Origin of the sequence: Priestia sp. TRN 1309 (assembly GCF_050846875.1) — a bacterium.
GTDB classification, from domain to species: domain Bacteria; phylum Bacillota; class Bacilli; order Bacillales; family Bacillaceae_H; genus Priestia; species Priestia zanthoxyli.
The window spans coordinates 752,897-775,107 of record NZ_JBOZGM010000001.1; the positions used below are offsets into that span (position 1 = coordinate 752,897).

Genomic DNA, 22,211 nt, shown 5'->3' on the forward strand with positions numbered 1-22,211 from the left:
TTGACCTATATTAAGCCAATTGTCTAGAAATTTGTAGTCTCCGTAGGTAGAGATCTTTAAAAATATACCTTCTTTTACTCGGAAACCGGAATATTTTTCAGAGTTGTACGATACTATTTTCTGATACAACCTATTCTTACAACAGGTGGTTTCTTTGTTTTACCTATAAATCGCTATTGAAAGGAGCAAAAGTAAATGAAACGAAATGTTGTGTATGGCTTATTACTAACAGTGTCTTTAATATTTGCGCTTTTTTTAATTGTTGATTGGCGTCAATATGAAACTGGGTTAGAACACGCTATTAAACCTGCTGATCAAAACTATGAAAACAGCGAAAACTATATTTCTGACAAACGTATGATAGATGTAATTGTAAAGCTAACGGAAGAAAGTCCTGCAACATTTGGAACGAGATTAAAAAGTGCGCAAAGAATAGATGAGAAGCGTGTCCATGTGAATACCAATAAGCTAGAAAGCGTTATCGAGTTAAAAGATATAGAAGGTAAGACCTTGGTATGGCGTGTGCTAGACGCCACATCCAATCATTTAATTATAGAAAGCAAGAACTGGGGAAATGAATAAGGGACCTGCTGATGTTTCTTCTTATGAAAACAGGCTGAGACAAAAGTATGCTAGTGGTGGTGTCTCGGCCTGTTTATACTTTTGTTACCGATTGTTCTTAAAGCACCAAAATAGAGGAGGAGAGATATTTTTGATTAATACTCATTAAAATATTCTTGAATCTTTTTAGGATCCTTTGTTTTCGTTAAAGCAAGCATTAAAAGAATACGGGCTTTTTGTGGATTTAATGAATCCGATGTAACAAACGTATCTTTATCATCTGATTCTTCATGTGTCACAACCCCGCTTCCTACGCGGCTAGATCTCACAATAACTACGCCTTTTTTTACCGCATCTCTAGCACCTGTTAGGGCAGCATCCGATAGCAGCCCATTTCCTGCTCCTGCGACGACTATTCCTTTTGCTCCGGCTTTTACGGCTGCGTCATAAAAGTTCCTAGAGTCGTTTTGATACCCATATATGATGTCTACTCGAGGAAGCTTATCTAATTTTGATACATCGAATAGTGATTGCGTTGTATGCTTACGAGTTGCTTTATTATAAAATAATACCTGATCTCCAGCTATTTCTCCTACATATCCCTGTTCAGGGGATTTAAACGTATCCACTGCCGTTGTATGTGTTTTCGTTATATAACGAGCTGCGCCAATTCGATCGTTAAGCGCTACTAAAACGCCGTTATTTCGTGCTTCTTTTTTAGAAGCAATTTTCACCGCATTATACAAGTTTAGCGGTCCATCTGCACTTATAGCGGTAGCTGGTCTCATTGAACCAACCACAACCACAGGCTTGTCACTCTTTACTACTAAGTTTAGAAAATAAGCTGTTTCCTCCATCGTATCAGATCCGTGTGTCACGACAATCCCGTCAACATCCTTAGACGCTAATAGTGTATTAATTCGTTTGGCTAACTTTAACAAAATGCTGTTATTTATATTTTGACTTCCGATATTTACGACCTGTTCTCCGCTTACATTCGCTAGTTTTTTTAACTGAGGAACAGCTTTAATGATGGTTTTAATATCAAGGGCTCCTGATTCATATCCAGTTGTGTCTGTGCTGCTTTCAGAAGAACCTGCAATCGTACCTCCAGTGGCCAAAATCTTTATATTGGGCAACTCTTCTTTCACTGAATGTTTTACAGTCATTTTAGAATCATTTACTGATGCATTGACCAATGATAAAGGTCCCGAAAATAAGATAACGCTTGATAAAAAGGTGACGCCTATTATTCTTTTCAGTTCCATTGTTACGTAGCTCCTTTTACGCCAAAGACATGTAACGGTATTATTAGTAATTTGAGTTTGAAATATCCAATCATTTGTCCGCACGAAGAATAAATAGATAAACGCATTATTTTTATGAGATTTCTTTTTGCTTTTTCTCTTAACAATTTTCTAATCTCCTCACATAAGTGAACTTGGGAATCAAAAATCTTTATTTCGTTTATATCTTCCATTTGTTTAGACATGAGTTGGGCTCCTTTATAACATTTTAAGGAACTATTCTGTTCTAAAAAATGGAAATCATTTCGCTTTTTTACCCATTTAACATAAGGTAGTCTCTATATAGGGATGAAAATAATGATTTTAATAGGAACGTTTATAAAAAAAATCCTTGCTGCCGCAGGTAAGGAGTCATTATTGATATAAGACATGCTTGACATTTATACGGTGAGAGTTGTCTTATTTACTAAAATTCAGGTATATAATGCTTGTTCAAAGTCACATATTACTATAGTATTTGAAATTAAATTTTAAGATTTTAAAATAATTGTTGAAATTTAATTTCAAAGACGTTATTCTGTACTTGAGAACGATTTCAAACAAAAACAAAGATAGGATGATAAGTAATGCTTGAACATTTAACTACTGAGACTCGTAATGAAAAAACAATGAATCTAGATGAACTGTCCATTTTTGATTTTCTTACAACCATGAATGAAGAAGATGAAAAAGTTGCGAGTGCGATAAAAAAAGAACTTCCTTCTATTGCAAAAGCTGTAGAAGCTATTATAGAAGCTAAGAAACAAGGGGGGCGCCTTATTTATATAGGTGCAGGAACCAGTGGCCGCATCGGCTTGCTTGATGCTGTTGAGTGTCCGCCTACATTTGGTACAAACCCAGATGAAGTAATAGGCTTAATTGCCGGCGGAGAAAAAGCTTTTATCAAAGCAGTAGAAGGAGCAGAAGATAGTAAAGAGTTGGGCATGGAAGACTTACAAAACATTCGACTTACTAAGGTAGACATTGTTGTAGGGATTGCAGCAAGCGGTCGTACACCTTATGTCATTGGAGCATTAGAATATGCTAACTCAATTGAAGCTCGAACAATAGCAGTTAGCTGTAATAAGGGCTCTGATATTGGAAAAGTAGCAAACATTGCAATTGAAGTAGTAAATGGTCCTGAAGTATTAACAGGTTCTACTCGCTTGAAAGCCGGAACAGCACAAAAATTGGTTTGTAACATGCTTTCGACAGCTTCTATGGTAGGTATCGGAAAAGTGTATGGAAATCTAATGGTAGACGTTCAGCTGACGAATGAAAAGCTCGTAGAACGCGCAAAACGAATTGTGATGGAAGCAACTTCATGCACGTATGATACGGCAGAAGAGTACTTAGCAAAAGCAAATTGTAATTCTAAGCTTGCTATAGTCATGATTTTAACAGGACTTTCATATGAGGAATCTTTACATCGTTTAGAACAAACACAAGGGTTTATCCGTCAAGCAATCGTGAATTAAGTAGCGAAACTATAAGGGAGATGGGAACAGCTATGAGTAAACATCATCAAACAGCTAAAGAACTGCTTCAAGCTCTTGGAGGCAGTTCTAATATAGCAAATTATACACACTGTATGACAAGACTCCGTGTCACCCCAGTGAATCATAATAGAATCGATGAAGCGAGTATAAAACAAGTGAAAGGAGTGGTAGGGGTTGTCGATGATGATACGTATCAAATTATTCTAGGACCAGGAGTAGTTACGAAAGTTGCTGAACAATTTGGTATTGTACTTCAAGAAGATTCTGCAGCTCCTTCACAAGAAAAAGCTTCATCTGAAGGTTTGACGTCAAAAGGTGCAGGTATGAAATCTGAGCTAAAAAAGAAAAACAATACGCCATTTAAAAATTTTTTACGGAAAGTTGGAAGTGTTTTCATCCCTCTCATTCCAGCTTTCGTAGGCGCAGGTTTAATAGCTGGCATTGCTTCTATTTTAGCCAACAGCATAACCGCGGGAGACCTTGATAAAGATAATTGGCAACAATACGTTACGATTCTTAATGTAATTAAAAATGCAATCTTCAGCTATTTAGTTATTTATGTAGGTATTAACGCAGCAAAAGAGTTTGGTGCTACTCCGGCCCTAGGTGGAGTTATCGGAGGTATCACCCTTTTAACGGGAGTTACAGAAGAATTCCCTATTATGAATATCTTTACCGATCAGCCTCTAACTGCTGGGCAAGGCGGGGTTATCGGAGTTTTAATTGCTGTATGGTTACTTTCATTTTTAGAAAAATTCTTACGTCGATTTATTCCTGATGCAATCGATATTATTGTTACACCTACAATTGCTCTTCTGATTGTCGGATTACTAACGATTTTCTTTATTATGCCTTTTGCAGGTCTAATTTCTAGTAATTTAATTGGAGGCATAGATTGGACTCTTGAACGTGGAGGGGTTTTTGCAGGTTTTGTACTAGGAGTGGCATTTTTACCATTGGTGATGCTAGGTCTGCATCAAGTATTAATCCCTATTCATATTGAAATGATTAATACAGCTGGTATGACCATCTTGCTTCCGATTCTTGCCATGTCTGGTGCTGGACAAGTAGGTGCAACTTTAGCACTTTGGGCTCGTTGCCGTAAAAATAAATCACTTGTTACCATTATTAAAGGGGCTCTTCCTGTCGGAATATTAGGTATTGGAGAACCACTTATTTATGGAGTTATTCTTCCATTAGGACGCCCATTCATTACTGCTTGTATCGGTGGAGGAATTGGAGGAGCTGTAATTGGAATGTTCGGAAACGTTGGTTCCATTGCTATCGGTCCATCTGGCCTAGCTTTAATTCCATTAATTGCTCATGGTTTATGGCTGAAATATATCATCGGCTTACTTGCAGGATATGCTGGAGGATTCATCTGCACATATTTATTTGGCATACCAAAAGAGGCTATTACAGAAGGATCTAATAATAAAGAAGTATCTGAAACAAAAGCAAAAGCTGAAGTTGCTGCAACAGGTGAGAAAAAAGAAATGAACGATACAACTTTAGAAAGCGCATTCAAACTTCCGTTTGATGGATATATTGTGCCTCTAGAAGAAGTCCCTGATGCCGTTTTTTCTTCAAAGATGATGGGAGACGGTTTTGCCATCGAACCAACTAATAATACTCTTGTTTCTCCTATCAACGGGGAGGTTGTTAGCATCTTTCCTACAAAACATGCCATAGGTCTAAAAACAGATCAAGGTCTAGAGTTATTAATTCACGTAGGGTTAGAAACAGTGAACTTGAATGGGAAAGGGTTTACATGTCTAATTAAAGAGGGAGAAAAGGTTACACAAGGAACCCCGCTTTTAAAAATAGACCTAAACTACATTAAAGAAAATGCTAAATCACTTGTTACACCAATCATTTTTACAAATTTATCTGAACATAATCAAATACAGTTATTAAAAACAGGGTACAATGAGCAAGGTATAACAAATATTATTGAGTTAGTTTCTAAAAAACAGTAAGTTAATTAAATCTAATTGATTATTTAAGGGTACTTTTCTAAATAGAAGAGTACCCTTTTTTACTGGCGGCAAGTCATCACTTCTAGAGAGTAGCCAGGGCTGGATTGGCTATTAGTTCGTTTTTGTAATATTAAACATTAAGTAATGATAGGTTACTTTTACGCCATTTTCGTCACGATGATTATTTTCGTATAGGTTGATTAATTTACGAAAAAAGGAAGGGCGCTGACAGTAGCTTTCCTCGTTACTGTTACTTGCTCCAATCTTTTTTATTGATGTAAAAAATGCCTTAACCGTCGGAAAGTATTGAACCTCTAGCTCCTCCGTTTTTGATAGTTTAAATGGATGCTCTCTCAATGGAACTAATGCTTGTTCACAAATTTGAGACAACTCTTCAAGAGAAAAAAACGATTGGCCAGGTGAACTGTTACTGAAAAGACCAAGCTTTTGTTTCACATGGCTGTAGCATGAATGAAGCTCTTGAAACGTACGGTTACCAAAGGTTGAAAATAGCAGGTTGCCTGTAGGCTTAAGTTGTTTATACAATTTTTTAATTGTCGTATGAAGACTATTAAACCACTGAAATGTTGCATTAGAAATAATAAGGTCATAATGTCTTTCTATACTTAGTTCCTCGATATCTCCGCATATGAAAGAAATTCGATCTTCCCTTACTTTTTCCTTTGCTAACTCAATCATTCCTGATGACAAATCAACTGCTGTAATAGCAGCCTTAGGGAATTTTTTGCACAATAATTGTGTTAAATAACCCGTGCCGCAGCCAATTTCAAGAATAGCTATTTCCTCGTTAAAGAAATTGGTGGAAAGCTGATCTATTAATTGGTTTGCCATGCTTTTTTGTACATCGGCATAAGCATCATAAGTTTTAGCATGATTATTGAACCTTTTCTTTAAAAGTTGCTTATTAATCATAAATGAGCTCCTTTTCGATAAATTTTTCTATAAGTTGCGTACAGTGCTGAGGCTTTGTAAAAAAAGGAATATGGCCAGCTTTTTCTAGAATACACAGCTGCGCTTTTCCACCAATTCTTTCAGCTATGAAAGAAGAAGACTCAGGTAAACATATTTGATCATCTTTTCCATGGATCAACAAACAAGGAGTTTGAATTTGATTGAGTTGCATTCTAACATCTTTTTGGAGTAAATAATCCAGCCCTGTAAGGAGGGAGTACATACTGTCTCCTTGATAATCACGCTGAACAACTTCCATAAATTGATGATGAAATTCTTCTTCTTTTTCAGATTTAGTGAACATAGCGTTATAAAATGAAGTAAGGGTTTCTTCTTTATTACGCTGTAGTTGTTTTTTCATACGTTCAACGATGCGTTGCTCCCATCCAAATGTATTATGCATGTCGTTTATAAAGCGACTAGTTCCGCCAATTAATATGAGTCCTTCTATCTTGTTAGGGTATAAATTTGCAAGTTCAAGCGTTACAAGAGAACCTAATGACCAACCCATTAAATAAACAGTACCTGGAGTAGAAATAAGCAATTGGATTGCTCGTTCTCTAAAGTCACTTAGTTCTTTTACGCCTCTCCAGTCTGTACACAAAACGTTACATATAGTAGATAATGATTTTATGATTGGTTGAAACGCTGCTTTTTCCATTCCCCATCCGGGAAATATTATAATAGTGGATGGTTTCATTGAATCACACTCATTTCTTTTCCAATTAGAGAAATTCTCTTTATGGCCCAATCTAAATCTTCTCGCGTATGATCGGCTGTTACAGTAAAACGAATTCTTGCTTTATTTTCAGGAACAGTAGGAGGCCTAACTGCAATAGCAGCAATTCCTTCTTTCTGTAAACGCTCTGCAAACTGCATTGTTCTTTTGTTTTCTCCCGTTAAAATTGGAATGATTTGAGATTGACTATTACATGTGTTAAATCCTTCGTATGTAAGTGCCTTCCTAAAAAATAGTGCATGTTCTTGAAGAAGTGCGCGGCGCTCTGTGTCTTGTTGCACCTTTTCAATTGCAGCCGTTATTGCACCGAGTATAGCAGGGGGAAGAGCAGTTGAATAAATGAGTCCTCGCATTCTATTTTTCAAATAATCTATGAGCCACTGTTTTCCCGTAACATAAGCTCCAAATGACCCTAGCGCTTTACTAAACGTTCCCATTTGAATATCAATTTTATCTTGCAGATTAAGAAAATGTGCATATCCTTCACCATTTCTTCCGTATACACCGCTTGCATGAGCCTCATCAACCATTAGTAGGGCGTTATATTGCTCTTTTAATTTAACAAGCTCCTTGAGCTTGGCGAAATCACCATCCATGCTGAAAACAGTATCTGTTACAATTAACTTCCGTGACTCCAAGGGAACTTTTTTTAATGAATTTTCTAGGTGGTTCATATCGTTATGGCGATAGCGCTGAAGTTTTGCACGGCTCAGTAGGGCCCCATCAATGATGCTTGCATGATTTAACTTATCGCTGAAGATGAAGCCATTACGCGGAACCAAGGCTGAGATGATTCCTAGGTTTGCATTATAACCACTATTGATAATAAGTCCTGCCTCAGCTTTTTTCCAATTAACAAGTGCTCTTTCTGCTTTCTCGTAAAGAGAGTGATTTCCTACTATTAAGCGTGAAGCTGTTGCTCCTACTCCATACGTCATCACAGCATCACTCATTGTTTTCTTCAGTCCACTATCTCCTGCATAGCCTAAATAGTTATTAGAGGCAAGGTTTAACATTTTACGGCCATTGACTGTAAGCCATGGTTGTTCAGCAAATTCTGTAGTAACAAGGTGCCGTTTTTGAAAAATTTTATCTAAATAGGCAAGTTCTCTCTTAATATCTTCTTCCCAATACAATACACTCTCACCACCGACAATGAAATTAGTTAACTTTAATTTTTAAGCAGTTAACATATATATCTAATCACTCCTTTAGAAGAGTGTCAAGATGAGAGAGGTTATAAAAACTCTTGAATAAAAGAAGCAAACTCCTAACGGTAGGGAGTTTGCTTTTTTTGTTCTTTAAATATTCCTGTTTAATAACAAACGTCTTTTCTAACATGTTTTGGATTTATTTACACGCATCATATTAATCTAGCAATTTTATTTGCTTTACTAAACACTTCATATTGATTATCCTCATTTTCTTAGTTATAATGTAATTGTTACATTTGTAATAATAATGTAATATAATTGTAACTTATATACATTTTTACGGTGTTAGATAGAATGGTAGCTAATTTTAAAAAATGAAAAGCTATTTATGGATAAGCCCTTAGCGATTGTGGAAGCAGCCGCGAGGGGAAAACTTTAGATAAAAAGGTGAGGACGATGTTGAAAAAAATATTTATTTTAGTTGTTCTAGGGTATATATTCTTGAGTAGCAAGTATTTTCTTCAAAATTATGTGTATGCGGGCGCGTATGAGCAGGATATAAAGGTTAACGATGACTTAGTGTCGAGTCTTCTTTTAGAAGAAGCTGTTTTTTGACGGCTTTTAAGGCGCTAAATTTTATATAAAGAGGTAATGGGTAGAGCTGTAATTTCTTAATGTTGTCGATCTCTTCCCTTATCTTCACAGGTAAAAAGCAGGCGGTAGTTAACATAATTGCAGGACTTCGGGTCCTAATAGATTTTTACATTGCCTAGACAACAACGAAGTAGAGAAGAACGATGTAGTTGAGAAGAGAAGGCTGAGGGAGTAAGAATAAAATGAAAAACTATTTAAATGTGGAAGAAGGAAAAAATAGCTGGAAGCGTTATGTAAGTACAACAATCCTTGCTTCTGTGTTTATGCTGTTAGGATCCATTATTTATATTATTGCTGAAATGATAATGGTTGCAGCTGATGAAAGTGGAAAATCATATGTTGATTTTGATAGCAGATTAGCTGTAGGAATCAATGCTAATCTTGATTTTCTGTTGTCTCATATTATGTACATATGCTGGATTTTTGGTTTATGGATCGGGATTCGTTTTATTCACAAACGAAAAATGAAATCACTAATCACTACTAACAAACGTGTGAACTGGAAGAAAGTAATATGGTCTTTTGGAGCTTTTAGTCTGTTACTAATCGTTTCACAGTTAATTGATGTCGTGTTTAACCACTCGGATTATTCATGGAATCATGTAAGTTTAAAAGAGTATGCCCTGTTAGTACTGATCACGCTTTTATTAGTACCTATTCAAACAACAACCGAGGAGCTGTTTTTTAGAGGTCTTCTTCTTCAATGGGTGGGTAAGAAAGTGAAGCGTCCAATTTTACTTGCGATTATTGTGGGACTAATGTTTTCAATAGGTCATTTTGCTAATCCCGAAATGAATAAATCCATTATATTGGTGGGACTAGATTATATTGTAGCTGGTTTTGCTCTTACATATATCGCGGTTAAAACAAAAAGCTTAGAAATTACCATTGGCGCACACGCAGCCAACAACATGTTTCTCGCTCTGTTCCTTACAACGAATGATTCTGTTTTCGGGTCTATACCGAGTTTGTTTAAGGTAGCTAACACTGAGCCAGGAGCTAACCTTATTTGGTCGATTGTTATGTTCAGTGTTTTCTATATCTTATGTAGAGGGAAGATAAAAAAGGAAGAAGCAGCTGACAAAGATCAGCTTATTGCTTAAATTGGCAGAACCAATACCTAAACAGGATAGGAGATGTAACAGAGTGAGTGGAAATCACGATGAAAATAAACCATTGACTCGTGCAGAAATGAAGCGGGGCCACTTAGCTACTCAACATCGTATTTTAAATGTGCTTATCGTTCTTGCATCGATTGCTGCAGTATATCTAGTAATAAAAACCATACTTTAAAAGAGCAGCCTTAAAGGCTGCTCTTTTTATTTTGTAAAAACACGCGCACGCAACTACCAATTGAAAAAAGCTTTTAACGAAATCATTGTAGCCGCGTAGACAAGAGATGAGATTAAAAAGGTTGGCAAATGCGCATGTTTTTCAAAAGGGAGCTCTTTACTGATGACGTTAAATAACATTGCACCTGAACTAAAAGCAATCATCGACTCAATAAGCAGGCCTGATGAGGGGCCAAAGACGCCCAAAATTGACCCAAGAAAAGTTGCTCCGGCAAGCATATAGCGACCTCTATTTTTGTGTAAGCGCGGATGTTTTTTTCCTAGATGGTAAGACCACCCGATAAAATGAAGGCTGATAGCCAGTCCGTAGAATACTGATTCAACTCGCTTAACATCGGTTGAAAACACGACATAAGAAATGATAAAAGAATAAATCATAAAAAAACTAGCCTGTACCATATAAACGGTCAGTTCCGTTAGGTGAGTGGCTGCTTTTGTCTGAGCAAATGAATACACTGAAAAATAGACGAGTAAGCCGAGAAGACCAAGAAAATATAGTTCAGTATCAAGGGCTAGCGATCCTCCAAACTCTTCTTGTTTCTTATGAAGCGTCGGTAAGATATAAATAAATACATAAGCAATAGCTACACCACCTGATAATGAGAGCAGCTTTTGCTCCCCGATTGGAGAACGTTCGACAATCGTTAATGCGTATAATTGAATGAGGATAAAAACAATACCTATGATAATTGATTCAATTGTAACCATGGTGGTCTCCTTTTAAGGTTCACTTTTAGGGTTTAATTCCCTTTAATAGAAGAAGAGAAACCATGATTTAGATGGAAACATTGCTGAATTATAGGTAGATGTTCGTAAACGTCAGACTTTTAAGAATGGTGTTAGTTTATAGTATATACATATTTTACTTACTTATTATTAGCTAGAGAAAGGGTATTTATTATAAAGGAAAGCTGTTGAGTTCGTGGGTGAAGGCATATTCATTCTGTATTTTGGTATAGCTAGAACGTTTAAATGGCCGCCCTGAAGGTTTCCTTTAAGAGAACACTTTCCTATTCCTTTTATTTATTATGTTAACTAAGAAACAACATTATGATATAAAATATAGAAAAAATGTTATTATATAGATATTATTCTGAAAATAAAATGATGTATGGGGGATATCAGCTAATATGTTTTTTGTCATTATAGGATTTATAGCCGTCTTTATCACTTTATGTTCGTTAGAAGCTAAGCTAAGAACGATAGTGAAACAAAATGATAGATTAATTAAATTACTTGAAAAAAAGAACAGATACTAACAAAAAATCACCTAATAGGATAGTTGGGTGCTTTTTTATCGTGTAGGAGGATTTAAATTGAAAAGGAAGTTTTTGTTTTTAGGACTTATATCTATTTTTTTATTAGTATTGGGTAGCTGTGGCAGCAAAGAAGAAAGTGTGCGTTTCGAAGGTGAAGGAGATCATTGGAAAGCTTTATATCTTTTAAATAAAGGAGAGAATACTGAAAATGGGCAAGGCAGTATCATCTATAAAGGAAAAGACAAGGAGAAAGTAGGAAAAGTTTCTTATGTTGTTGAAGGGGAAACAAGCAAATTATCAGGTACGGATGACGAGACAGAAGGGAAAATTAATTTAAATGGAAGCTGCAGCGGGTGTTCGACTCAAAGCAGCAACGCTCCTTATCACGTGACAATAAAATGGAATGGGAAAGAAGATAAATTTGATTTAACATCAAAGTAGAACGATAAAACGTTGTATGTATATGAAACTAAAAATCTGGCCACGTTAATAACATATTTTTCCTATTCTAATCAAGTTAAAAATCCTTTGCCTACATCAGGGAAGGATTTTTTTAAAAAATTTTGCATTTATTGGTTGTTAATCTGAATAAAGGGGAATTACATCTAGTAAGAGCATACAAAGGGGATAAATAGTAGTGACAAATTATAGGTACTATACGGGATCCCTGTTCGTCAGGGAATTAGAACGTTTAAAAGAAGAATATATTCAACTTGATCTCGATGATATGAAAAGAATGGTTGAAGAAGATATTTTACTGTTGGAAAAAGCGGTTAATATGCTGTCTACGAATACCATTTCTTAAGTTAAGCAACTTACTCAAGAAGCAATAAAGCATTATTTAATGACTGCTGTTCATTCAATTTTTAAAAAAAGCTACCTCTTTTGACTGGGAAGAGGTGGTCTTTTTCAATTTCTAGACTGGATAGGGCATATGAAATAAAAAAAGCGTTTGAAAGAAGTTTTATAACATTTCCTAGTTTATAACAAATGTTGCCCAAACAAAAAAAGGACATTTCTTCTATGCCCTGTTCCCTCATATCAGCCCCGCCTACGCTAAATACTATGACAGCCACTCATGCCATCCAACCTATACTTAGTATAAACGAAAACGTTTACAAAGTAAAGATATTAATGAAATATTCTGTCTATTTTTTTAGATTAAACGTATCTATTTGGAATAATATCAAATATAATAGATGAAATTTTTAATGTCTAGAGATTAACTCACTCATTAATCTGTTTAAAGCAATGTGTAATATATCATGTTCTGTATACTCTTGTTCAAAGGCTAGACTTCTTTTTTCTTTTTTCCTCAACAACTTTCTAATTTCCTCACATAAGTAAATTTGAGAATCCAAAAGCTTTATTTCTTTTCTATCTTTTGTTTGTTTAGACATGAAATCAACTCCTTTATGATTCTTTAAGGAACTATTCTATCTTAAAAAGTAAAAATCCTTCTTCTATTACATCGGATTAACGTAATGGGGTTTATTAGAAGGACCAACCTTAGATTAGAGAAAATTGATTTAATAGCTCAAACCGATGAATTAACCCTAATTAAAGACAAAGATTAACTATACGTAAAATGTAAGAGAGGGTTTTTTTATTGATTCCAGAATTATATACAAAAGTGTTCTATTTAAACAGATTAATGGCTTCATTCAATTATGCACCTACTTATTTTAATTTGGCTGTTGTATATCGTAAGTAGAAATACACATTTACCTTTGTCAGCGATATTTATGGAATCAAGTATGGAATGAATTGTAATTTGTGGTTGCATTTCTTTAGAAGGAGAAGATAAATCAATGAGTACAAAAAGAATACATCTTACGCCATTTGAAACTACTCACATTCAATACTTACATAAATGGTTAAATGATGAACGGGCAATACGAATGATAGGCAGAACACCTTTAACTTATGAAGAGGTGGTACAAGAAGTAGAAAACAAAAGAATGAACAACGATTTAATTTTAGGAATTGAAAGCGATGAAAAAGAATTAGTCGGATGGGTATTTTTGAAGGATATAGACTATGCACATGGAAGAGCTAGTATAGGAATTCTCCTATCTTCAGAATCTAGAGGTCACGGATATGGTCGAATGGCTATGGAGCAAATGATTGATTTAGGGTTTAAACAGCTCCGTCTAAATAAAATCTATTTAACCACAAGAGGAATAAACGAACAAGCCATTGCACTATATGAAAAGATTGGTTTTGTTACCGAAGGAAAATTAAGAAACCATGCCTATGTGGATGGGAAATACGTAGATACATATTTTATGGGTATATTAGCTTCAGAGTGGAATAAGTAAGCTTACCGGCCATGATGAAATTTTTAAAAATAGTGCTTCTTAAGGTATGTATTTGATTTTAGACAACGGGAGGGGTATAAATGAAATCTTATAACTATTTTTGTTCTACTCAAATTGAGGTAGGAATGGGGAAAGCTAGAGAATTACCAGAAATGCTGACATCTTTAAATATTGGTTCATCAATTTTAGTCGTGAGTGACCCTGGTGTAGTTCGTGCAGGATTAGTTTCACCAATTGTAACTGCCCTGGAGAATTCTGGTTACCGGGTGCTGGTATTTGATTCAATTGAACAAAACCCTCGAGATACGAACTGCTTGGAAGGTGCTAAGTTATTTCGTGACTTTAGTGCGGAGGCAGTTGTGGCCATTGGTGGCGGGAGTGCGATGGATACAGGAAAAGCTATTGCGCTGTGCGGCCCAAACGGCGGGGAACCATCTGACTATGCAGACGGCCGACTTCTGTATTCAAACATTGCACCAGTTATTTGTATTCCAACTACTTCAGGTACTGGCTCAGAGGTTACTCGGTCTGCTGTAATTACGGAAGCATCTACACATCGAAAGATGACGCTCAAACATGCTTCATTAAGACCTGTCTTGGCGATTCTTGATGCTGAACTAACATTAAGTCTTCCTCCTTCTGTTACGGCTGCGACTGGCATTGATGCACTCGTTCATGCGATTGAAGGTTATACATGTAAAGTAACAAATCCTATTTCACAAGCGCTTGGGGCTCAAGCAATGAGAACGATTGTTTCAGCATTGCCTATCGTTTTCCGCGATGGTAAAAATGAAGCGGCTCGTCAAGATATGCTGGAAGGAAGTCTCTTAGCTGGCTTGTGTTTCGGATCTGCAGATGTTGCTTCGGTACACTGCTTAGCAGAAGCGCTTGGAGGGCTTTATGATACCCCGCATGGAGTTGCTAACGCAGTGTTTTTACCATACGTATTACGTTTTAATTCTATGGAGAATAAGCAGCTGCATGCTACATTAGCAAGGTATATGAGTTTTGCCAAAGATTTAGATTCAGATGAAATAGCTGTTGAAAAATTAATTCAAGGAATTATAGAATTAACAGAATCATTAAATATTCCTAAATTAAAAGAGCTAGAGGGTGTAAAGAAAGAAGACTTTCCGAGCATTGTAAAGTTGGCTATGCAAAACAACTCAACGCCAAGTAACGTCCGCTTAATTACCGAGGCTGATTATATGCAAATTCTTGAACAAGCTTACTTTGACCGTGTAGATAAAAAACGGCATTCTGAAGTAGAGAGCTTGAAGTAAAGAATGAAAATTAAAAACTAGCCCTAATTGTCAGACAGTGTCTAACGATTTGGGGCTAGTTTTTAAGTAGTGTCTATTTTTAATAAGAAGATACGTAATACCAGTTCTTATGTACTTTTTCTATCTGTTTAAAATCTCCGTCAAAATCGCTTTTTGAAGGTTTATGATCATTTGGGTCATAAACAAATCCTGAGAAATTGTCTAGCATCCCGCGGTACGTAAAGAAAAGAATGGATGTCGACTTTCCTTTTGTTTCTACTTCAATGTCGCCTCCGCCTTTAGACAATTGAGTATACTCTTTTGGCAATTGAATAAGTGATGGACTATCGGGTACGTTAGGTTTAATCACGCCATTTTCTATTTTAGCCGCAGCTTCTTCTCTCTTCTCTTGATGGATTTTAAAGTTCAAATCCAAGTTGACTTGAGTAAAGGGAAAGAAGAACCATAATATAATAGTAATGAGCTGAATAACAAGCGGCTGCCACTTTCTATTTTTAAAAAGATGAATCAATGCCCATACAGTTATGATGATAAAAAAGGCATATACAAATAACCAAACAGGCAACATTAAAAATTCCGTTATCATATCAACCAGATCCCACTGGAACAACGATACTGAAATAATTAACAAACTACTCATTAACGATAAAAGCAACAAACGACTACGTTTCACACATTTTCCTCTTCCTGAAATCATTCTTTTTTAGTGTTCATTATATATCAAAATCCTTATAAAGACGTATGTATTATAATGTAATTTGTCGATAGAAACAAAAGCAGATCTTTAATTAAAGATCTGCTTCTTTTCTTTGGCAAAAACTAAATATGTTCCCACTATAAGCATAATGCCCAAGCCAATAAAACCTAACCAATATACCCAAGGGTAACTATACGAAACTGTCACTGCTCCCGTATTGTTATTCACTGTTGTAGTTGTATAAGGAGTATAAATCATATTAATAGTTAAGTACGTTAATAAAGCTTGAGCAATAAGAAATATTCCTATTGCACGTTTCATTACCTTGCCTCCAGACCCATCGATATTTCTATGTACAGTTTAACATAGGACTAGTGGATGTTGGTTCCTATAATACGCATTAGTCCCATTAAAAAAGGATCTTTCGTTAGAAGATCCTTTTATCTGCTTATTTATTTACTTAAAGTGTCTTTAGAAATGAAAGATAAAGGCCGATACAACCAAGTAAGCTAATGAGAATAAACTCAACAGAAAAACAAAAGATGCAAAGAGTAAAACCTTTGACTTTTTATTGATGGTTGTACCGTTTTTGAATAAGGTAGAGAACCCTAATAACAAACCTCCTAAAATCGATACTAACCCAAAAAATTGGTGAACCGTACTTGCCGTCCACATCCCTACAACAAGGACTATTAAAGCAAAAAATGGATTAAAAATCATATTTACAGCCATATGAATCTATCCCTTTCCAATAAGCTTTTCTTATCTTTTACAACTCAAATAACTCCTCTGGATTATTTCACAATAAAAACGATCCGAAAGTAAATTGCTAATGTCAAATAAATCGGTGGATTAGCTTTACCCAGCCCAAGTAGGAGATTCCTAAAATAAAAGCCCAAAGAAATGCTACACGAATATTTCTAGGTATAGAAATCCATAGCTTTAACATGTTCCAAAGTAAGTGATCTTTATTCGATTTTTTCATAGTTCGTCGATCCTTTCTTAACTAAGGCGTTCTAAACCATTCTTGCTTACGTAATAGACTAAGTTTCTTTTTAGCAGCCATTGTTTCCTTGGAAGGCAAAAAGGGTAGTGTTCCTCCAAATAAATCTTCTATCAACAAAATCACCTCTTATACAGTTAAAGGTAATTATATCATTAATTACCATAAGTGGAGTTCTTTTTTTATTAACTATCATATGAATTCCTTAAAATGTAGTATGTACAGCAACGACATAATAAAATTCTTGTTTTTTCACACATTGTTTACATATATACCTTACTAGAAGGGGATTCTTTCTATCTAAAATTGTATGACAACCTTTCAATTAATATGCTATAGTTATTTATAGACCTAATCTTTCTTAAACTTTTGCAATGCTTAAAATTCGAAAAAGCCATCTCACTTTTTAATATCAAAAGAATGAGGTGGCTTTTTATTTTATTTTATGATGTAGTTTATTCCTCTTCAGGAATCTTAATTAAAATAGTGATAGCAACTGTTGTCAGAAATATAACCCCTAAAATGATCAATAGATTTGTACTCATATGTCCCATCTGCCCTTCTGCTATAATCCCTATAATTTCATTGTAACAAAGGAAATGAGTTAATAGAATAAAAAAATGAAAGCGTTTTATTTTTTGTTTTTATCCATGAACTCTTTTGAAAAGATATATACTTTAGTTCCATATATTATTAATAGAAGAAACTCATCAAAAAGAAGCCCTTGCTACAATTAGCAAGGGCTTTCAAAATTACGAGAATCACATTTAATAAATATTTTTCCTTGTTCTAAGCAGTAAGCTTTGAATCATTATTATCTTTAGATGCTTGATTGTTGTTTCTTAAAAGAAATGCACCAAATAGAGTAAAGACAGTCACGATAACTCCCATGATTAAGTATGTGTGACGAAAGCCAATGGAATCGTATAGGTTTCCTACAATAGGGGAGAGTATAACCGCTCCTAGTTGCATTGCGAATTGGTATCCAACTAAATATAAGATGGAAGAGAATTTCGTATCAAAATGTGTAGCCAGATATTTAAATACAGAAACGATGATAATGGCAAACTCTGGTGCGTTAAGAAGCTTGATAAAGGAAATGCTGTATGGATCGGATACTAGCCCTGAACCTACTACGCGTAAAATCATAATGATTCCCGCTAAAATTAAACCGCCTTTAGGACCTACTTTGCGCACAATGAATGGAGCAACTAATAACATCCCGGATTCTAAAAAGACTTGACCTGCATTCAAGTAACCAAAGATTTGATTTCCTAATTGTTCTGTTGGGAACAGGGAGGCATAATATACAGGAAATTGCTGGTCAAAAACATTATAAATGCAGCCAGTCCCGAGCATAAAAATCATAAAAATCCAGAAGTCTTTTCGTTTAAATAAGCTACCTAAATCTTGAATAGAAAGGGACTTTGCTTTCTTTTCTTCAATAGTGGATACTTCTACTTTTGTAAGGAAAATCACAAGTAATAAGATAATGCCTGATCCCGATGCAATCCAAAAGTTGATATCAGGGTTAATATTAAGCATTCGTCCTCCAATAGCAGCAGCAACGGCAGCTCCTATTGATCCCCAAAGTCTTGCACGACCGAATTCAAACGCATACTTTCTGCCAACTTTTTCGATATATGACTCGATGACTGAGATTCCAGCTAAAAAGGTGATGGCAAGATAAGCTCCGCCTGTCAGAGCTCCTACCCAAAAATTCCAGTTTAAAAGAGGTTGATAGATGAAAATTAGAAACGGTCCAGATAAAATAACTAAAATTGAAATGAAGTATAATAAATTCTTTCGTAACCCCAATTTATCAGAGATATATCCATAAAGAGGTTGAAAAAGCATAGTAAAGACAGCGTTTACAGAAAAAACAATACCTGTTTGCGCTCCGGAAAGGTTAAGGCTTTGTCCCAACCAGATAGCAAAAAAAGTAAAAATAGAGGCAATAGATAAGAAGAATAAGAAAAAGAAACTGCTTAGTTTCCAATAAAGTTTATTGTTTTCCATATTTAAATCCCCTTTGCTGTTTATGTATCTAAATATTATTTAGAAAGCGTTTTCGATTGATTGTATTATATATGGTACCGATTTCATATGTCAACAAGAAAATAATTAACAAAAATACCTTCCAGGAAAGGTTTGTTTAAGTGTAATGTGTTTTTTTAATATGGTACTGGTTTCTTACATATAAAATAAACAATTTGATATGTACTGATTTATTAATCATGAAACATTCTATATAAAAAGGGCTGTTTCAAAGACCTATAGGGATTCTACTGTATTCTTATTGAACAGATAGTATAGAGTTGCAAACGAATTCATTCATTGCATTTTGCCTCTTTTTTAACGTAAAATAAGTATGAAACTGATTTCAGTTAGTGATGGAGTGATAAACACATGCCTACAATATACGACGTAGCCAAATTATCGGGGTTATCAAAAACAACGGTTTCCCGTGTTATAAACAATCATTCGTATGTTTCAGAAGAGAAAAAAAATCGTGTGCTAAAAGCAATGAAAGAGCTTAATTATACGCCAAATCCTTCGGCAAGAAAGTTAAGAGGACAGGTAACGACTACAATTGGTGTTATTGTACCGAGGATTATAAATCCATTTTTCTCTTATTTAGTCGATTCAATTGAACAAGTTGCTTATAAAAAGGGCTATCATGTATTAATCTTTCAAAGTAATGAAGATAAAGAGAAAGAATTAGCATTTTTAAAATTACTGAAAACAAAGCAAGTTGACGGAATTATTATGACGTCCATTGAAAATGACTGGAGTCTCATAGAGCCGTTTACTGAGTATGGTCCTATTTTGTTGTGCAACGAATATGTAAACAACGCAAATGTTCCAATCGTTCGATTAAATCAATATAAGGGTGCGTATATAGGCGTAAAGCATTTACTTGAAAAGGGACACCGGAAAATCGGGTACTGTACAGGTGGATTGTTCGCTGAGGAAGGTAAGGACAAGGACCGTAACCAAGGTTATCAAAAAGCACTTCAAGAGGCAGGAATTCAGCCGGATCCAAAATGGATTTTTGTTAATCAACATAGTATTGAAGACGGAAAACAAGTAGTTAAAAAAATCCTGTCAATGGAGGATCGCCCAACGGCTATATTTACAGGAAGTGATGAAATTGCTGGAGGAATGATGATCGAAGCCAAAGAGTCTGGTCTAAGTATACCTAATGATTTGGCGATTATTGGATTTGATGACCAACCTCTTGCACAAATGTTAGATCCAAAGCTAACAACTATACGACAACCGATTGATCAAATGGGGATTAAAGCAATGGAAATCCTGATCGATATGCTGAATGATTCTGAATCGACAGTAGAAACGTTTGAACTCCCAATCGAGCTAGTTGTTCGAAGCTCAACGTGATAGGAGATAACAGATGAAGGTGAGAGCTAAATCTATTAGTTCTCACCTTTTTTGAAAAATTTTCAGAAAAGTAATTGAAACCGTTCCCATAATATAATACAATAAATTTACCTTAAAGCAGAAGACAGTTCCTCTACATTCAGCTATTTATCGCATACTAGAACAAAGAGTTTGAGGTAAGTATAGAAGCGTGAGGTATAAAGGGTTATATCAGATTTTTTAATAACATAAATTTTTTTAATTACATATGGTATCGATACCATAAAAGCAGAAGAATATATACATCATTTTAATATAAATACATAGGAGCTGATAAGCAATGGTTCAACTAAGCGAAAGAAAGAATCCAGAAAGCGCTATAACGATGAATAAACAGTGGTGGAAAGAAGCAGTTGTATATCAAATTTATCCGAAAAGTTTTTACGATTCGAATGGTGATGGAATTGGCGACTTAAAAGGAGTTATTCAAAAATTAGATTACTTAAAAGAGTTAGGTATCGACGTTATTTGGCTAAGTCCAGTTTATCAATCTCCAATGGATGATAACGGATATGACATCTCTGATTATCAAGCCATTGCAGAAGAATTTGGCTCTATGGAAGATATGGATCTACTGATTGATGAAGCCAAAAAAAGAAATATAAAGATTATTATGGACCTAGTCGTTAACCATACTTCGGATGAACATGAGTGGTTCCTAGAATCAAAAAGTGATGTAAATCATCCGAAAAGAGATTGGTATATTTGGAAAGATAGAAAAGAAGATGAAAACCCTCCTAATAATTGGGAATCTATTTTTGGCGGTTCATGCTGGGAGTATGATGAACAAACAGAACAGTATTATCTTCATGCATTTTCTAAAAAGCAGCCTGATCTTAATTGGGAAAACCCTGATCTTCGAAATGCTGTCTATAACATGGTCACATGGTGGTTAGAAAAAGGAATTAGCGGCTTTCGAGTAGATGCCATTACATTTATAAAAAAACGACAGGACTTTGCTAATTCGGATGGTGAAATGAATGTAATTGAAACAAATCAAGAAGGCATTCATGAATTTTTAAGTGAACTAAGTAAAGAAGCTTTTGCTTCACATGATATCTTAACTGTGGCGGAAGCTCCTGGAGTATCACACAAAGAACTGCCTATTTACGCGGGAGAAGAAGGACATTTTAGTATGCTTTTTGAATTCGATCATGTCGATTTAGACGTAGGAAAAAAAGGAAAATGGTATGAACCGCATAAGTGGAATCTGCTTGATTTCAAAAGAGCCATTTCTGATAGTCAAACGTTCTATAACAATACAGGGTGGGGAGCGCTTTATTTAGAGAACCATGACCAGCCTCGTTCTTTAAATAAATTTATTAAACCAGAAGATATAGGACCTACGTCAGCAAAAATGTTAGCTACGGTCTATTTTTTACTAAAAGGCACACCATTCATCTATCAAGGACAAGAAATCGGAATGACAAATGTAGAGTATCCGTCGATTGAGCATTACAATGACTTAGCTTCAATTGATCAATATCACTCTGCGCTGAAAGAAGGATTTTCAAAAGAAGAAGCATTAGCAGCAATTTGGAGACGCAGCCGTGATAATTCCCGAACACCTATGCAGTGGAATCATTCTCAATATGCAGGGTTTAGCCAAGGCACACCGTGGCTAGAGATAAATGCTAATTACTCTTCTATTAACGTTGAGAATGCTTTAAAAGATGATAATTCTTTATTTTATTTCTATAAAAATTTAATTAAATTAAGAAAAAGCAGTCCATATTCAGAGGTTATCGCTTTTGGTAAATACGAAGATTTGTTTGAAGATAGTCTACAAATCATGGCTTACGCAAGGGAGTTTAATAATAAAAAAATAGCGGTAATCGCTAACTTTGATCATAAAGAAGTAGCTTTAAACTTAGATTTTACTATGAAAGAAGTTATTTTATCGAACTACGATCATTTGGAATTACACCCAAATCAACTAAAATTGCGACCTTACGAATCCATTGTTTGTGAGATTGATTCATCGTTTTAATCTCTTTTTATCACACGTAAC

At 35.2% G+C, this 22,211-nt stretch carries 21 protein-coding genes and 2 pseudogenes; 12 read left to right on the forward strand and 11 right to left on the reverse strand.

The genetic code is table 11. The features are described from left to right. Positions 1–195: 195 nt before the first annotated feature. Entirely contained in the window at positions 196–582 is a 387-nt protein-coding gene (locus ACRPLQ_RS03975; protein ID WP_165636212.1) for a hypothetical protein, read from the forward strand. Positions 583–716: 134 nt separating this feature from the next. Here the strand turns inward: ACRPLQ_RS03975 and ACRPLQ_RS03980 are convergent, their stop codons facing one another. Together ACRPLQ_RS03980 and ACRPLQ_RS03985 are read right to left on the reverse strand one after the other, a co-directional pair. Further along, positions 717–1,829 carry a type II asparaginase gene (locus tag ACRPLQ_RS03980; protein ID WP_432235691.1) on the reverse strand — a complete coding sequence of 371 codons (1,113 nt, stop codon included), beginning with the start codon at positions 1,827–1,829 and terminating at the stop codon, positions 717–719. A 2-nt stretch (positions 1,830–1,831) separates the two neighbouring features. After that, positions 1,832–2,053 (reverse strand): hypothetical protein, encoded by a 222-nt coding sequence (locus ACRPLQ_RS03985; RefSeq protein WP_367076903.1) that lies wholly within the window; start codon positions 2,051–2,053, stop codon positions 1,832–1,834. Positions 2,054–2,434: 381 nt separating this feature from the next. Here ACRPLQ_RS03985 and murQ point away from each other — a divergent pair, with 381 nt between their 5' ends. The 3 genes and pseudogenes from murQ to ACRPLQ_RS04000 form a co-directional block, all read left to right on the forward strand. Further along, positions 2,435–3,325, forward strand: a complete 891-nt coding sequence (gene murQ / locus ACRPLQ_RS03990) for an N-acetylmuramic acid 6-phosphate etherase (protein ID WP_325077466.1) — start codon at positions 2,435–2,437, stop codon at positions 3,323–3,325. Between the two features lie 32 nt (positions 3,326–3,357). Then, positions 3,358–4,764 (forward strand): annotated as a pseudogene (locus ACRPLQ_RS03995) (PTS transporter subunit EIIC); the annotation flags it as partial. 120 nt (positions 4,765–4,884) lie between these two features. Further along, positions 4,885–5,325 (forward strand): annotated as a pseudogene (locus tag ACRPLQ_RS04000) (PTS sugar transporter subunit IIA); the annotation flags it as partial. A gap of 111 nt (positions 5,326–5,436) precedes the next feature. Here ACRPLQ_RS04000 and bioC read toward each other — a convergent pair. Genes bioC through bioF form a run of 3 tightly spaced genes read right to left on the reverse strand, consistent with a single transcriptional unit; the run spans position 5,437 to position 8,172 of the window. Then, positions 5,437–6,258, reverse strand: a complete 822-nt coding sequence (bioC, locus tag ACRPLQ_RS04005) for a malonyl-ACP O-methyltransferase BioC (RefSeq protein WP_337050564.1) — start codon at positions 6,256–6,258, stop codon at positions 5,437–5,439. Beyond that, complete coding sequence (locus ACRPLQ_RS04010) at positions 6,251–6,997, reverse strand: alpha/beta fold hydrolase (RefSeq protein ID WP_337050565.1); 747 nt, start codon at positions 6,995–6,997, stop codon at positions 6,251–6,253. Before ACRPLQ_RS04010 ends, bioC begins: the two co-directional genes overlap by 8 nt. Continuing rightward, a complete protein-coding gene (gene bioF, locus ACRPLQ_RS04015; protein WP_337050566.1) occupies positions 6,994–8,172 on the reverse strand; it encodes an 8-amino-7-oxononanoate synthase in 1,179 nt (392 codons plus the stop codon). Before bioF ends, ACRPLQ_RS04010 begins: the two co-directional genes overlap by 4 nt. 854 nt (positions 8,173–9,026) lie before the next feature. Here bioF and ACRPLQ_RS04020 point away from each other — a divergent pair. Both ACRPLQ_RS04020 and ACRPLQ_RS04025 read left to right on the forward strand, forming a co-directional pair. Beyond that, complete coding sequence (locus ACRPLQ_RS04020; RefSeq protein WP_432235692.1) at positions 9,027–9,947, forward strand: CPBP family intramembrane glutamic endopeptidase; 921 nt, start codon at positions 9,027–9,029, stop codon at positions 9,945–9,947. A 43-nt stretch (positions 9,948–9,990) separates the two neighbouring features. Beyond that, a complete protein-coding gene (locus ACRPLQ_RS04025) occupies positions 9,991–10,137 on the forward strand; it encodes a hypothetical protein (protein WP_014458831.1) in 147 nt (48 codons plus the stop codon). Between the two features lie 53 nt (positions 10,138–10,190). Here ACRPLQ_RS04025 and ACRPLQ_RS04030 read toward each other — a convergent pair whose 3' ends face one another. Beyond that, positions 10,191–10,904 (reverse strand): hypothetical protein, encoded by a 714-nt coding sequence (locus tag ACRPLQ_RS04030; protein WP_034267430.1) that lies wholly within the window; start codon positions 10,902–10,904, stop codon positions 10,191–10,193. Between the two features lie 608 nt (positions 10,905–11,512). Between ACRPLQ_RS04030 and ACRPLQ_RS04035 the strand changes: the two genes are divergently transcribed. Further along, complete coding sequence (locus ACRPLQ_RS04035; protein ID WP_028414874.1) at positions 11,513–11,896, forward strand: hypothetical protein; 384 nt, start codon at positions 11,513–11,515, stop codon at positions 11,894–11,896. A gap of 196 nt (positions 11,897–12,092) precedes the next feature. Then, positions 12,093–12,260, forward strand: coding sequence for a hypothetical protein (locus tag ACRPLQ_RS04040; protein ID WP_165573610.1), 168 nt, complete (start codon positions 12,093–12,095; stop codon positions 12,258–12,260). Between the two features lie 403 nt (positions 12,261–12,663). Here the strand turns inward: ACRPLQ_RS04040 and ACRPLQ_RS04045 are convergent, their stop codons facing one another. Next, complete coding sequence (locus ACRPLQ_RS04045) at positions 12,664–12,855, reverse strand: hypothetical protein (protein WP_034267423.1); 192 nt, start codon at positions 12,853–12,855, stop codon at positions 12,664–12,666. A 411-nt stretch (positions 12,856–13,266) separates the two neighbouring features. On the opposite strand from ACRPLQ_RS04045, the gene ACRPLQ_RS04050 reads away from it, so the two are divergent. Together ACRPLQ_RS04050 and ACRPLQ_RS04055 are read left to right on the forward strand one after the other, a co-directional pair. Next, on the forward strand, positions 13,267–13,776 hold the full coding sequence (locus ACRPLQ_RS04050; RefSeq protein WP_098112467.1) for a GNAT family N-acetyltransferase: 510 nt from the start codon (positions 13,267–13,269) through the stop codon (positions 13,774–13,776). An 80-nt stretch (positions 13,777–13,856) separates the two neighbouring features. Beyond that, entirely contained in the window at positions 13,857–15,059 is a 1,203-nt protein-coding gene (locus tag ACRPLQ_RS04055; RefSeq protein WP_432235693.1) for an iron-containing alcohol dehydrogenase, read from the forward strand. A gap of 79 nt (positions 15,060–15,138) precedes the next feature. On the opposite strand, the gene ACRPLQ_RS04060 is transcribed toward ACRPLQ_RS04055, so the two are convergent. From ACRPLQ_RS04060 to ACRPLQ_RS04075, 4 genes are all read right to left on the reverse strand, one after another. After that, positions 15,139–15,732, reverse strand: coding sequence for a hypothetical protein (locus tag ACRPLQ_RS04060; RefSeq protein ID WP_325078313.1), 594 nt, complete (start codon positions 15,730–15,732; stop codon positions 15,139–15,141). Between the two features lie 111 nt (positions 15,733–15,843). Next, positions 15,844–16,077, reverse strand: coding sequence for a hypothetical protein (locus ACRPLQ_RS04065; RefSeq protein WP_028414869.1), 234 nt, complete (start codon positions 16,075–16,077; stop codon positions 15,844–15,846). A gap of 150 nt (positions 16,078–16,227) precedes the next feature. After that, positions 16,228–16,488 carry a hypothetical protein gene (locus ACRPLQ_RS04070; RefSeq protein WP_115654627.1) on the reverse strand — a complete coding sequence of 87 codons (261 nt, stop codon included), beginning with the start codon at positions 16,486–16,488 and terminating at the stop codon, positions 16,228–16,230. Between the two features lie 1,060 nt (positions 16,489–17,548). Further along, entirely contained in the window at positions 17,549–18,778 is a 1,230-nt protein-coding gene (locus ACRPLQ_RS04075; RefSeq protein ID WP_257041681.1) for an MFS transporter, read from the reverse strand. A 390-nt stretch (positions 18,779–19,168) separates the two neighbouring features. Here ACRPLQ_RS04075 and ACRPLQ_RS04080 point away from each other — a divergent pair, with 390 nt between their 5' ends. Then, positions 19,169–20,161, forward strand: a complete 993-nt coding sequence (locus ACRPLQ_RS04080; protein WP_432235694.1) for a LacI family DNA-binding transcriptional regulator — start codon at positions 19,169–19,171, stop codon at positions 20,159–20,161. Between the two features lie 319 nt (positions 20,162–20,480). Further along, positions 20,481–22,190 carry a glycoside hydrolase family 13 protein gene (locus ACRPLQ_RS04085; RefSeq protein ID WP_432235695.1) on the forward strand — a complete coding sequence of 570 codons (1,710 nt, stop codon included), beginning with the start codon at positions 20,481–20,483 and terminating at the stop codon, positions 22,188–22,190. Positions 22,191–22,211 lie beyond the last annotated feature (21 nt).

What these genes read in the sequence shown, in the direction of transcription:
- ACRPLQ_RS03975 (WP_165636212.1), top strand. Translation starts at nt 196, where the DNA reads ATGAAACGAAATGTTGTGTATGGCTTATTACTAACAGTGTCTTTAATA.
- ACRPLQ_RS03980 (WP_432235691.1), bottom strand. Translation starts at nt 1,829, where the DNA reads ATGGAACTGAAAAGAATAATAGGCGTCACCTTTTTATCAAGCGTTATC.
- ACRPLQ_RS03985 (WP_367076903.1), bottom strand. Translation starts at nt 2,053, where the DNA reads ATGTCTAAACAAATGGAAGATATAAACGAAATAAAGATTTTTGATTCC.
- murQ (WP_325077466.1), top strand. Translation starts at nt 2,435, where the DNA reads ATGCTTGAACATTTAACTACTGAGACTCGTAATGAAAAAACAATGAAT.
- bioC (WP_337050564.1), bottom strand. Translation starts at nt 6,258, where the DNA reads ATGATTAATAAGCAACTTTTAAAGAAAAGGTTCAATAATCATGCTAAA.
- ACRPLQ_RS04010 (WP_337050565.1), bottom strand. Translation starts at nt 6,997, where the DNA reads ATGAAACCATCCACTATTATAATATTTCCCGGATGGGGAATGGAAAAA.
- ACRPLQ_RS04020 (WP_432235692.1), top strand. Translation starts at nt 9,027, where the DNA reads ATGAAAAACTATTTAAATGTGGAAGAAGGAAAAAATAGCTGGAAGCGT.
- ACRPLQ_RS04030 (WP_034267430.1), bottom strand. Translation starts at nt 10,904, where the DNA reads ATGGTTACAATTGAATCAATTATCATAGGTATTGTTTTTATCCTCATT.
- ACRPLQ_RS04045 (WP_034267423.1), bottom strand. Translation starts at nt 12,855, where the DNA reads ATGTCTAAACAAACAAAAGATAGAAAAGAAATAAAGCTTTTGGATTCT.
- ACRPLQ_RS04050 (WP_098112467.1), top strand. Translation starts at nt 13,267, where the DNA reads ATGAGTACAAAAAGAATACATCTTACGCCATTTGAAACTACTCACATT.
- ACRPLQ_RS04055 (WP_432235693.1), top strand. Translation starts at nt 13,857, where the DNA reads ATGAAATCTTATAACTATTTTTGTTCTACTCAAATTGAGGTAGGAATG.
- ACRPLQ_RS04065 (WP_028414869.1), bottom strand. Translation starts at nt 16,077, where the DNA reads ATGAAACGTGCAATAGGAATATTTCTTATTGCTCAAGCTTTATTAACG.
- ACRPLQ_RS04070 (WP_115654627.1), bottom strand. Translation starts at nt 16,488, where the DNA reads ATGGCTGTAAATATGATTTTTAATCCATTTTTTGCTTTAATAGTCCTT.
- ACRPLQ_RS04075 (WP_257041681.1), bottom strand. Translation starts at nt 18,778, where the DNA reads ATGGAAAACAATAAACTTTATTGGAAACTAAGCAGTTTCTTTTTCTTA.
- ACRPLQ_RS04080 (WP_432235694.1), top strand. Translation starts at nt 19,169, where the DNA reads ATGCCTACAATATACGACGTAGCCAAATTATCGGGGTTATCAAAAACA.
- ACRPLQ_RS04085 (WP_432235695.1), top strand. Translation starts at nt 20,481, where the DNA reads ATGGTTCAACTAAGCGAAAGAAAGAATCCAGAAAGCGCTATAACGATG.